At 50.7% G+C, this 13,121-nt stretch carries 7 protein-coding genes; 1 reads left to right on the forward strand and 6 read right to left on the reverse strand.

The window, feature by feature from the left end:
- Positions 1–93 precede the first annotated feature (93 nt).
- The 6 genes from DXB18_RS04360 to DXB18_RS04385 form a co-directional block, all read right to left on the reverse strand.
- Complete coding sequence (locus DXB18_RS04360) at positions 94–2,496, reverse strand: pyruvate formate lyase family protein (protein WP_147355220.1); 2,403 nt, start codon at positions 2,494–2,496, stop codon at positions 94–96.
- Between the two features lie 196 nt (positions 2,497–2,692).
- On the reverse strand, positions 2,693–5,095 hold the full coding sequence (locus tag DXB18_RS04365) for a pyruvate formate lyase family protein (protein ID WP_118706209.1): 2,403 nt from the start codon (positions 5,093–5,095) through the stop codon (positions 2,693–2,695).
- Positions 5,096–5,136: 41 nt separating this feature from the next.
- A complete protein-coding gene (locus tag DXB18_RS04370) occupies positions 5,137–6,051 on the reverse strand; it encodes a tetratricopeptide repeat protein (protein WP_118706211.1) in 915 nt (304 codons plus the stop codon).
- A 19-nt stretch (positions 6,052–6,070) separates the two neighbouring features.
- Entirely contained in the window at positions 6,071–7,006 is a 936-nt protein-coding gene (locus DXB18_RS04375) for a glycyl-radical enzyme activating protein (RefSeq protein ID WP_118706213.1), read from the reverse strand.
- 295 nt (positions 7,007–7,301) lie between these two features.
- Complete coding sequence (locus DXB18_RS04380) at positions 7,302–8,603, reverse strand: SLC13 family permease (RefSeq protein ID WP_118706215.1); 1,302 nt, start codon at positions 8,601–8,603, stop codon at positions 7,302–7,304.
- A 28-nt stretch (positions 8,604–8,631) separates the two neighbouring features.
- Positions 8,632–11,028, reverse strand: coding sequence for a pyruvate formate lyase family protein (locus DXB18_RS04385; RefSeq protein WP_118706217.1), 2,397 nt, complete (start codon positions 11,026–11,028; stop codon positions 8,632–8,634).
- A gap of 267 nt (positions 11,029–11,295) precedes the next feature.
- Between DXB18_RS04385 and DXB18_RS04390 the strand changes: the two genes are divergently transcribed.
- Positions 11,296–12,885, forward strand: coding sequence for a helix-turn-helix domain-containing protein (locus DXB18_RS04390; RefSeq protein WP_118706219.1), 1,590 nt, complete (start codon positions 11,296–11,298; stop codon positions 12,883–12,885).
- Positions 12,886–13,121: the final 236 nt, after the last annotated feature.

The following is a 13,121-nucleotide window of genomic DNA, read 5'->3' on the forward strand; positions in this document are numbered from 1 at the left end:
CCAGCTGCAGCCTGACCGTGCAGCTGACATTTTCCTTCGGTTGTTGCTTCTGTTTTTTTCCTGAAGTTTTGCCGCAATTTCCGTTCCTGCGTTTTAGAGTTCCTGCTCCGTACGCTTAATCAGCTCATCCTGAACACGCTCGGTCAGCGTTACATAATATGCGCTGTAACCGGCTACACGGACAACCAGGTCACGGTATTTTTCTTTTTCTACTTTTGCTGCTTCCAAGGTCTTCTTATCCACAACGTTGAACTGGATCTGCTTGCCGCCGTTGGTTAAGTAGGTCTGGATCATAACAGCCAGTTTTTCCAGGTCGCTCTCGGTTTTGAGCGTATTCGGTGAGAACTTCATATTCATCAGGGTTGCCATAAACTCGCCCTGCGGGATCTTCATGGCACTCTGCAACACAGCCAGCGGTCCGGAGGTATCTTTTCCCTGTTCCGGGCTGATAGACGCGTCTGCGAAGGTCTCGCCTGCCATACGTCCGTCCGGGGTTGCGCCTGTCAGTGCGCCGCCCGGTGCGTGTGCCGTGATGGAAATTGCAGTCGGCAGGACCGGTTTTCCGCCAAATGCGGAGGTAAAGGTACGCACGATCTGGCCAAGGTCATGCCAGAGTCCTGCGCCGATCTGGTCTACATAGTCGATATTGTTGCCGTACTTCGGTGCATCCAGGCATTCCTTATGCTCTTTCTCGTAGCCTTCCCAGTTTGCCTTTAATGCCTCGTACATGGTTTCTGCGCTCATGTTCTTGTCATCGAATACATTTTTCTTGATGGAAGCCAGAGAGTCGATGGTGTTTGCCATACCGACTACGTTGATGGCACATCCATTCTCAAACGGCATGACACGGCTTAAACCGTCTTTTGCCACCTTCATGCCATCTACCAGGAATGCACTGTGGAAGACATCCGGATACAGGCGTCTCTGTGCCATGATCAGGATATTGTGCTCCTCTACGACCATGCCGATGACGGTCTTTAACTGGGTCTTGAATGCCTCATAGAATTCCTCGTAGGTCTTGAAATCTTTAAATTCTCCGGTCTTCGGTCCGATCTGATAGCCGGTTCTCGGGTTGACACCATTGTTGATGGCAAGTTCCAGGATCATCGGCACCAGCATCATGCCGAATGCCTGGTTTCTGGAAGCGCCCGGAAGCATTAAGTCCATGCAGCCTGCAATGGCGAATTTCCGCGCCTCGTGAATATCGATGCCCTCTTTTACCACAAAGTTAATGTAGCTGTCCTCTGAGATAAATGCCGGCATACCGATACCGGTACGGACAACTTCCAGACCTTTGATGAGTAGTTCCTTCGGTGTATTTTTGTTGACACGGATAGTCAGGGTATTGTGCGGAGTCTTAGTCTCCTTTGCTGCTTCCAGAAGCAGGTAAGTTACCTCATTGGTCGCATCGTTTCCCTCGGTGTCACAGCCGCCGATGACAAAGTTGTGCCATCTCGCCATACCTGCCCATTTTTCACGCTGGCCCTTGCCGCCGCCTACAAAGTTCATCTCCATAATCTTTAAGCGGAGCAGCTCAAACAGTTCCAGTGCCTCATCGCGGGTGATACGGCCTGCTTCCAGATCTGCCTTATAGTACGGATACATGTACTGGTCAAAACGGCCGCCCGGAGTGGTACCGGAACCGATCAGGATCCAGTAGAAGTAAAAGGCCTGTACTGCCTCGCGCAGGGTGCGTGCCGGTTTTGCCGGAACCTGACGGCAGGTCTCGGCGATCTCTAAGAGCTCGGCTTTACGCTTTTCATCCGGTTCTTTTGCTGCCATCTCTTCTGCCAGGTCTGCATAGCGGTTTGCCAGACGGATCATGGCCGGGAAGCCGATGATGCAGGCTTTATAGAAGTCTGCCTGCTCCACTGCCTCATCGCTGTAGAAGCGTAAGTTTAACAGGCGCTCCTTTGCCTCGTCCACGATTGCCTGATAACCGGTAGCGATCACCTTCTCATAATCCGGGCAGTTTAAGCTGGTCGGTCCCATGCCAAGGCCCCAGCCCACACCGGCTGCGCCCTGTCCGCGGCCCTGGTTCTTTTTCTGCCACGGCGGGCATAAGAATCCGGCTTTGATAAACGGCCACAGACGCTCATCGTTATAGTAGCTGCCCTGCCACTCATCCTGGGTTCTTCCCTTATCCAGGAAATAATCATCCAGGCTTCTTAAGACTTTTCTTTCTTCATCGGTGATGGTGATCTGGCCGCCTGCTAACAGATCATCCAGATCGTCATCCGGCCAGCCCGGACCCTGGGAGCCAAGCTCCATGCCCATCGGCTTGCTGGCTACGTTGCCAATGATCAGTTCATCATCCTGAATGAAGATGGTCTTCTTGTCCAGATAATCTGCCACTGCCTGTGCACGGCGGATGATCTGCGGATATCCGTCATTCTTCTCAAAGCTGTCCTTGATGATCTGCGCCTTCTCCACACAGATCGGATACTGTTTGACACTGCGGATCCGTTTTTTAACCCGTTCTACACGTTCTGTCATGCTGTTACCCCTTTCTTGTTTTACGGTTTTGTAACTGTTCAGTACCTTCACAGTTACGCAATTTTTCACTGTTTTTTCGCTGCCGGTCACACATACATGCCCAGCAACCGTTTCGTTTGCCACTGCTTTTTGTTTCTATACAGCAAAAGCTGCCCCTTGCATTCGCGCCGGGCAGCTTCTGTCATACATTTATGAATTATAAGGTGTGCTCGGTACGGTTGATCACTTCTTCCTGCATGGAATCATTCAGCTGTACGAAATATGCGCTGTAGCCTGCAATGCGGACTACCAGATCCCGGTGCGCTGCCGGGTTGTTTCTTGCGTCGATCAAGGTTTCTTTTGCCACAACGTTAAACTGCACATGTTTTCCGCCGTTCGTTAAGTAGGTGCGGATCATGGATGCAAGCTTCTCCATGTCGCTCTCCGTCTTTAATGCAGACGGATGGAACTTCATATTCAGAAGGGTTGCCTGGAACGGATCCTGGTCTACCTTCATGGCAGACTGTAACACTGCCAGCGGCCCGTGGGTATCCATGCCCTGCATCGGGCTCATGGTACCGTCTGCAAGGAGTGTGCCTGCTTTTCTTCCGTCCGGGGTTGCTCCGGTTAAAAGACCGCCCGGCTGGTGGCTGGTGATGGAGATGCCGCACGGAACAGTGGTTCCGCCGGTGATCGTTGTCAGAGTCGGTACGAAATCCGTAAACATCTTGTAGCAGCGTGCCACGATCTCGTCGACATACGGATCGTTGTTGCCGAACTTCGGTGCATCCAGGAAGTCCTTGCGCATATCCTCATAGCCAACCCAATCTGCTTCCAGTGCATCATAAAGCTCTTTTAAGGTGTACTTCTTCTCGTCGAAGCACAGCTTCTTGATGGCAGCCAGGGAATCTCCTACGTTGACCATACCAATGGTACATACGGATGCGGTATTATCAAACGGGATGTCATGACGGCACCAGATGTCCTTGCCGCTCTCGATTCCGTTGTACATCAAAGCGCTGCGGAGCGGATCCGGAAGTACTTCCTGGGTTACCTTCAGCTCTACGTTGTTGCGCTCGCCTACTACGCTGACACAGTATTTAAACTGCTTCTCCCATGCAGCAAACAGCTCCTCGAAATCCTTGAACTGGGTGAAGTCGCCTGTCTGGATTCCAGCCAGCTCGCCATTTTTCACATTGATGCCGTTGTGGCGGAACAGATCGAAGATGACAGTCATGATGGTCATCGGAACCGGGCCCGTACGGCTCTTGCCCGGAAGGTTTGCGTCCAGACAGCCGGTGATGGCGAAGTCTCTTGCATCTTCCAGGGAAACGCCATGCATGGTGAAGAACTCGGTGTAACTTTCATCACTGACAAAGGCCGGCATGCTTAAGCCTGCCTTGATGCACTCCACACCCTTTAAGAGCAGATCCTTCGGGGTGGACGGAGCCACGCGCAGGGTAATGGTATGATGCGGGGTTTTTGTGATCAGTGCCGCATCGAGAAGCATGTAGCTTAAGTCGTTGGTCGCATCGGTACCATCCGGCTTTACGCCGCCGATGATAAAGTTATGCCACTTTGCAAAACCGGCATTTTTCTTACGGTTATTCTTTCCGGAGGTACGGTTCAGTTCCATATCTTTTAAGCGCATGCAGCAGAGAAGCTCGATCGCCTCTTCTTTTGTGATGCGTCCTGCCTCCAGGTCTGCCTTGTAGTATGGATACATGTACTGGTCAAAACGGCCGCCCGGAAGTGTGGTGCTCGGGCTGAGCATTAAGAACTGGAACCAGAAGCACTGGATGGCTTCACGGAAGGTACGCGGTTTGTGTCTCGGAACCCACGCGCAGGTCTCGCCGATGGTCTTTAACTCTTCTTTGCGGACCGGATCAGTTTCCTTTTCTGCCATCTCAAAGGCCAGGGCAGAATAGCGGTCAGCCAGGGTATTCATTGCCTCAAATGCCATAACAACCGCACGGTAATAACGGAATTTGTCGATGGATTCTGCATCGGTAAAGCGCAGTTTGCTCTGGCATTCCTTGGCCTGGTCGATCAGAGCCAGAGTACCGTTTTCCAGGATCTTGGTATAGTCTACAAGCAGCAGTACCAGGCTCGGTCCAAGGCCAAGTCCGCTCTGTGCGTAGCCGCCGCCGACACCGCGGCCCTCGGATTTGTCTTTCCACGGCGGAAGCACCAGACCTGCCTTTAACAGCTTTAAGATCCGCTCGTCTTCCTGCTCATAGAAGATATCGCCCTGCATACCGATCTGGGTAGCCGGGTCATGATGTTTGTTCAGTTCCTGTAAGTCTTTCTGGTCCTGCTCATCCATGATGTAGCCATCTTCGATCAGGCTGTCGATCTCGTCCTGTGTCCAGATTCCGTAGTTCGGATCGATCTCCAGTCCCATTGGCTTGGATGCGCCCAGACCAACGATCAGCTCATCGTCTGCGATGGCGATCGGCATCCGCTCTGCGTATGCCTTCAGCATTTTACCACGCTGGATCATGGCCGGATCGTGTTTGGAATGTTCCAGTACGTCTGCCGTAATGCGGTATTTTTCAATGCAGATCGGGTAATGGTCCACGATCACGCGCTTTTTGATGCGTTCGATTCTCTCGTACATGATGTTTACCTCTCTCCTTTGATGTTATTTCATTTTGACTTTTATTTCAGATGCTTCAGGATCTCGTCGGCCTTCTGCTGCCAGCTTTCTGCACCCGCATCGTCACCCATGGCCAGACATACAGCAGCGCAGTTTCTGCACCCGTGGGCATATTCCACATTTTCGCCGTACACCAGCTTTGTCTTTTCAAGAGCAGCCTGAAAATCTTCCAGGGCTGCTGCGTAATCCCCTGCACGGTACTTTAAAGTTCCGCGCGTGTTTAACGCTGCCGGGTAATGCGGATTGGAACCGTCATCGATCTCCTTTAAGATCGCGATGGCATTTTCCAGTGCCATGTTCGCTTCTTCCGTCTTGCCAAGAATGTCCAGGGCTGCTGCCATGTTATTCCAGGTCGTACCGGTTTCCACGAGAACATCCGCTTCTGCTTCCAGAAGATTCATGGCCTGCACAAAGCTTCCCAATGCTTCTTCCGGTTTTTTCTGGTCCAGATACACCAGGCCGATGTTGTTGTAAAGACCGGCCAGCGTTGCCTTAGGACAGTCCGGATGCTGTTCAAAGATCCGTGCAGCCTTCTGGAAATGTTCCAGTGCCTTCTCGGTATCTCCCATATAACGATAAGTCCCGGCCTTGTTTAACAGAACTGTCGCATACTCCGCCGAGCGCTGCTGGTACAGCGATTCCAGTTCCTTTTGCGCTTCTTCGAAGGTGGCAAGCGATTCCTCAAACCGGCTTAAGCCGCGGTAAAAGCAGGCCATCTCATTGCACACGGAAACGAAAGCCCAGTTGGGGTCCAGGGGCGGCACACAGCTTGGACAGCCGGTATTGACCGGCATGGGTGTACCGGCCCGGTCTGCCGTCTCTTTGCTCTTTTTTAAAAATGCTTCGGTCTTTTCATTGTCATGCGCCCCATAATGTTCATCCAGTTCCCGGTAAAAACGGTTTAAATCAAATGCCATATCTGTATTCCCGCCTTTCTCAGCCGCCGATCTGTGTGGTGATGCCGTAGGATTCCACGATTTCCTTCAAATGGTTCATATGCTCATCAGATGGGATTTCAATAGACCAGTCCATCTCATGTCCAAGACTCTCATTTTTGGATTCGCCCAGTCTGTGATAAGGGAGTAAGCAGACTCTGGTATCCTTGGTGAGATTTTCGGAAACGAAACGTGCTACTGCATCGATGTTCTCATCGCTGTCGTTGTGTCCCGGTATGGTCGGTACGCGGATCCAGACCGGTACATGCAGATCCTGGTTGATATGAATGATATTTTTCAAGATCTGTTCATTGCCCACACCGGTATACTCTTTGTGTTTTTCCGGATCCATATGTTTGATGTCACACAAAGCCAGATCTACATGGGAATATACCCGGTCGATCACCTCCGGCGTCGCAAAAACGCTGCTCTCCACTGCGGTAGAGATTCCTTCCTCATGTGCCGCCATCAGAAGATTCTCGGAAAACTCCGGACATGCTAGGCATTCGCCGCCGCTTATGGTCATACCGCCTCCGGAGGTATCCAAGAACAGCTTGTCTGCCAGCACGCGGTCCAAAGCCGTCTGGACATCCATGATCTCACCAGCGATCTCTCTTGCTTCAGCCGGACAGTCTTTTACGCAGGCACCACAGTCCACACAGATGGAACGGTCGGTGTATGCCCGGTAAGCACCGTCGGTTTCCCGGATCTTAACCGCATGTTTCGGACAATTTTCCACGCACCGACCGCATCCGGTACACTTGTCTTTGTAAAACATCAGCTGTGGTTTCTTTAAATTGGACTCCGGATTCGCGCACCAAGTACAGCGGAGCGGACAGCCCTTTACAAATACGGTAACCCGGATTCCGGGGCCGTCGTGGATACAATAGGTCTGAATATTAAATACTGTTGTTGTTACACTGCGGTCTGCAGCCATACATCTCAACCCCCTTGCCTTTTCTTGTTGCTGTTCACGCATTGCGCAAACAGCAGCATTTTCTTTTCTTTCAACATATCACAACTATGTCACCGGTTGCAAGTTTATTAGGAATTTCAACATGTTGATATTTACATATTTCGTTGGAAAGAAAGCATGCATGACCCAGTGCCGATCATGCATGCCTCCTTTCTTCCAGCGCTGTGCGGCAAGTTCCACACAGGTTCTTTCGTTGCTGTTTGCGCACTGCGCCAACAGCAACGGTTTCCTATCTACACAGGATGAAAACAGGAATTTATGCGCCGATCATGATAATCGGAGTTGCACAGAGCAGTGCGACTACGATCATGGATGCGATTGCGGTGTAAAGCAGACGGTTGAATACCTTCGGTGCTACTTCGTTCGGGCATCCTACCAGGCAGAGCGCTCCACCAGTGGAAATCGGGCTCATGGAAGTACATCCGGTACCAAGCATCAGCGGGATAACCAGTGCGCCGAACGGAACACCTGCTACCGGTGCCAGCGCCGGGATCATGGACATCATCAGCGGCTGAACGGTTGCAGCGGAGGTTACAAAGCTCAGTGCGGAACCAAGCAGTGCGAAGCACGGTGCGATCAGGAATGCCGGCAGGCTCTGCATTGCCTGTCCCAGGGTATCTACAACACCAAGGGTGTTTGCAAGAGTACAGTACATACCCATACCAGCAATCATGAAGATCATGTTCCAGTTTACATCTTTTGAGAATACTTTCTTGATATCATTTCCGCCAAGAACTGCTACCAGGCTGATACCTGCGGTAGCGGTAACCGGCATGCTTAAGTTCTTGCTCATCCACTTGCAGACTGCATTCGGAGTGAACTGATTGATGATAGACGGAATCAGTAACAGACCGATACAGCAAAGGATGATGATCATGGTGTTTTTCTGTTCTTTAGAGAACGGCTCCGGCTCATGCATAAAATCTTCTGCACCATTGTCATTTAACTTCCATGCCTTGTTGATGAAGTAAACAACACCCAGAACAACGATACCCATAACCAGGTTAAACATTGCAGAACGCATGCACATTGCCATCGGGTCAACGCCCTCAAGATACTGTCCATACATACCTACATGTAAGGAACCGTTGGAAGTCCACGGAAGGAAGGAACCCATGAAGGAACCACTCCACAGTGCAAACGGTACAACCAGCGGGCTGACACCTGCTGCGATGCTCATGCCCCATGCCAGAGGTCCGACGATCGCGGTGTTCATGGTACCTGCACCTGCTGCTGCAACGACTGCTGCAACGATTGCGATCGCAAACGGAAGTGCCCAGCGGGTTTCACGAAACTTGTAAGCGATCTTGCGGCCTAACAGCTGCATGGTACCGTTTGCGCTTGCGAATGCGTAAAAGATAACCGGGATCGTGTAGTTCCAGAATAAGGTTACCGGGAATGCTTTGATGAAAGCATTCGAGGTGCTGTTCTCGCCTCCGAACAGCCAGGTGATAACAAATCCTAATGCGATTGCAACAAAACCGCAGTTGATTTTCAGCTTCTGGCCGATGACTACAGCCAAAATGAAGCCGAGGAAAAAGATGATAACCAGTGACATAGTGATTTCCCCCTTCAATTCCTTTGTTTTAATTCAGCATATTCTCGGTTCTGGAGATAACATCCTGCTGTACTGCCGGTGTCAGCAGGGTGAAATATGCACTGTACCCTGCAACACGTACGACCAGATCCCGGTAATCTTCCGGTTTTTCCTGAGCCTTATGCAGTGTTTCGTTGTCTACCACGTTGAACTGGATATGCTTTCCACCATTTAACAGATACGTCTTGATCAGTGCGCCGAGCTTTCTTAAATCTTCATCGGTCTTTAATGCAGACGGATGAATCTTCATGTTCAGCAGCATTGCGTTGAACGGATCCTGATGGATTTTCATTGCACTGGCCAGAGAAGCAGTCGGGCCGTGGGTATCGGTTCCCTGTGCAGGAGAAGCAGTTCCGTCCGGAAGAGTCTCACCGAACTTTCTGCCGTCCGGAGTTGCACCGGTATAGGCACCGCCCGGAGCGTATGCTGTGATGGAAACTCCGGTTGCCCTCGGCGGTTCTCCGTAGATACCCGTAAAGGTCTTTGTGCTGTCAGACCAGAAATCAAACAGATCTGTAGCAATATTGTCAACAAAGTCAATGTTGTTACCATACTTAGGAGCTTCCTTGCAAAGCTTCTGAAGCTCTTCATAGCCAACCCAGTTCGCTTCCAGAGCGTTATGCAGCTCTTCCATGGTGCAGTATTTCTTTTCGAATACCACATACTTGACTGCTGCAAGAGAGTTGACTGCACCGATGATGCCGACCGGGTTCATCATGGAACCGTTCTCGTAAGGCATCTTGCGGTTGGAAATGTCGCGGCCGCACTTGATTCCATCGTATGCGAATGCGGAATGTACGACGTCGTTGTTGATCTCACGGGTTACGCGGCAGAGGATGTTGTGCTCCTCGTTGTACAGGCCCATGAAGTAATACAGCTGCTCTTTGAATGCTTTCTCAAACTCTTCGTAAGTCTTGAAGTCTTTCATCTCGCCGGTTCTCGGTCCGAGCTGTTCGCCGGTCTCCCGCATAACACCGTTGTTCATCATGATCTCCATAACCTTCGGAACGATGAACATGCCTACGGCGTTCATTCTGGATTTGCCCGGGATATTTAAGTCAAGACATCCGGCAAGTGCATAGTTTCTGGCATCCTCGATCGGCACACCCTGGTCTACCAGACCTTTGATGTAGCTCTTATCGGATACGAATGCCGGCATACCGATACCGGTACGAACCAGCTTTAATGCTTTCATCATCAGTTCATCCGGCGTGTTTTCATTCACACGGAGCGTGATGGTGAACTGCGGGGTGCGGACTTCGTCTGCTGCCTCTAAGAGCAGGTAGCTTAACTCATTGGAGCATTCCTTGCCGTCTTTGTCGCAGCCGCCGATGATGAAGTTGTGCCATCTTGCCATGCCGGCCCATTTATCTCTCTGTTTTGCGTTTCCGGACACAAAATTAAACTGCATGATCTTGATGCGCAGGCACTCGATCAGTTCCAGTGCCTCGTCTCTGGTCAGGGTTCCTGCCTCAATATCCTGTTTGTAGTAAGGATACATGAACTGGTCGAAACGTCCGCCCGGAACAGTACCGTGGGTGATCATCATCCAGTAGAACCAGAATGCCTGGATCGCATCGCGGAAATCGCGTGCGCCATTCTCAGCCAGGCTGTGGCAGGTGTCTGCCATGCGCTCTAACTCTGCTTTTCTTACCGGATCTGCAGTCTCTTCTGCTTTAGCTGTGCAAGCATCCCCGTAGCGGTGATACATACGCTGCATTGCAGTCAGTGCGATGATGCAGGCTCTTAAATAATCGCCTTTATCGAAAGAATCGTTGTCATTGTAACGAAGCTTTTCCAGTTCCTCCTGTGCTTCCTTTACACGGGCAGCAACACCTTCTTTGATAACCTTTTCATAGTCCGGAACAAAGAAGCTTAAGCCAATGCCAAGTCCCCATCCAAATCCGGCTCCGCCTGATCCACGGCCCTTGACCTTACTGGTCCACGGCGGGCACAGGATTCCGGAACGGATGAACGGCCATAAATGGAAGTCATCGTAGAAGCGGCCCTGCCACTCGTACATCTGACGGCTCTGTCCTTCCCAGAAAGAATCCAGGCTTCTGAGTGTCTTGCGGTCCTCGTCGGAAATGGTGTAATTTCCTTCCAGAATGCTGTCTAAGTCTTTATCATCCCAGAACGGACCCCAGCAGGATGCCTCCAGTCCCATTGGTTTTGCTGCGCAGTTTCCGCAGATCAATTCATCATCATCGATATAGATGGTTCTTTTATCCAGATAATTGGCAGTTGCCTTTGCACGGCGCAAAATAGAAGGAAGTCCTTCGTTCTCTTTCCAGGACTCGATCACATATTTTGCTTTCTCTGCGCAAAACGGAAACTTGTCAACCTTCAATGCTTCCTGCATTCTTTTAATTCTCTCAGTGGCCATACGATCCCCTCTCCTTTTTCATTTGTCTATATTCTAACAAAGTTTTTCCACCGGGGTCTATGGTTAATCCGCACAACATTTTGCACATTTTGCACAAGAGTTGGTCTCCTGTTTCTTCTTTCAAGGCATTTTCCACAAGAGAAAAACCATTGAAAAATAGAACACAGTCTTATATAATAGCTTAAAAAACCGTGGGATTTTGCCTTTTCCCACAGACTATGCTATTTTTTTATCCTGCTTTATCTTAAAACAAAAGGAGTTTTCATTATGATGTACTTTCTGCACACACTAAAACAGTTATTAGACCCGCACATCCTGCGGCTGGAGACACATCAGGATTTTCTTTCCATCCCCGGCGTCCTTCTTTTAGAGCAGGCTGACCAGTACGACCCGCAATTTTTGTGTATTGCAGATGCCGCTGTTTCCGCTTCCATTTTAACAACACATAAACAGGGCTGTCTCATCAGCGCCGGAAGCTCTGAAGAACTGCTCCGTCTCTCCTGCCCGGAGCAGATGTGCCTGATTGTTACCGATCTGTCTGCCATTGCACTGAACAATCTGTTAAACAGTATGCTGTTTGAGAAGAACCGGATCTTAAACGAACTATCCCAGACATCCCCGTACCAGCTCAGTCATCTGATCCAGCTGGCACACCAGATTTCCGATGCCTCTTTCGCGATCCTGGACAGCAGCTCTTCCTTTCTCTATGACAGCATCCGTCTGGAGGATAATGACTTTTTTGCGCCGCTCATCCAGAAAAAGCAGCCGCTCCATGAGCTGGTCCGCGACCTGTTCGGCATAGCCGCCTACCCGGATACCCCGCTCTTTCGCACCGCTGCACAGTCCGGTGCCGACCGCACGGTTCTGCTCTTACCGTTTCTTCGAAACCCGGACAATTACCTGCTCTGCTGTGCAGATTCCGATAATCCTGCAGTCTGCCTCACAGCCATGATTTTCCGGGATCAGTGCGAACCATTGCTTTCCGGGCGCACCAAAGTATCAACCGAACACGGTCTTTCCTTTCCGCTTTTCTTTTCTCGTCTGATGTCAGAAAGCGGGAACTCAGACGATGCGCTGATGATCATGCTTCACAGCATTGCCAATCCACCGCAAAAGAACATGCGCCTGCTTTTGATCCGTTCTGAGCTTTGTCCGGAAGGAAGCACACGCCTTTCCCTGGATTATCTGGTAAAACCGATCAGCCGCTGCTTTCCAAAAGCAAACCTGGCTGTAACCGCCACGGAACTGGTTGTACTGCTCTCTTCCGATACGGCTTACTGCCCGCTCCCGATCGACACAGAATCTTTCGAACAGGTTCTGGAAGAACAGAAGGCTATTGCCATCCTGAGCAATCCGTTTACCTCGATCATGTCCATGCGGGTCACCTGCCGCATGTGCGAACGCCTCTTCCCCATTGCCATGACGGTAAAGCAGCCGGATGAGAAACGCTGCATGTCCTTCGGACGCTACACCCAGTACAATGTCATCGACATCTGTGCACGCTCCATCGCATCGCTGTATGGTGGAAGTGATATCGTCATCCTGACGCATCCGGGTGTGGTCAACCTGACCCGCTATGACCGAGCCAATGGCACCAACCTGCGCGATATCATGTTCTATTACCTGATGAACGACCGCAACATTGCCCGTACCAGCGCGGAAATGTTTCTGCACCGCAATACCCTGATCTACAAGATCAAAAAGATCGAAGAACTGATCGGCGAATCGATGGACGACCCTTATCTGCGCCACGCCCTGATCTTTTCCTGTCTCCTCTTACGTTACCGGGAGCTCTATCAGCGCGAGGGCGTTTCCTTCTCCAAGCTCAGCGCAGTAAAACCGCGGCCGGCACACTAGATGCCTGCCGCGGCACTTCGTTTTTTCCTTTCGGCTCTTCTGCTTCCCTGTTTTTCTGCTTTCCGGCTTTCCTGTTTTCTTTCCTGTTTTTCTTCGTTCCTTCCTGTTTTTCTGAAATTGTCTTGTGATTTTCGCACAGATTCCCTCCGTTCCACTGTGCATCTCTTACAACTTTCCGCGAATCTTTCCCATTTTCTTGCATTCTCACCCCCGATAATGTTACCTTTTTATCAGAG

The organism is Clostridium sp. OM02-18AC (assembly GCF_003481825.1).
Lineage (GTDB): Bacteria > Bacillota > Clostridia > Lachnospirales > Lachnospiraceae > Brotaphodocola.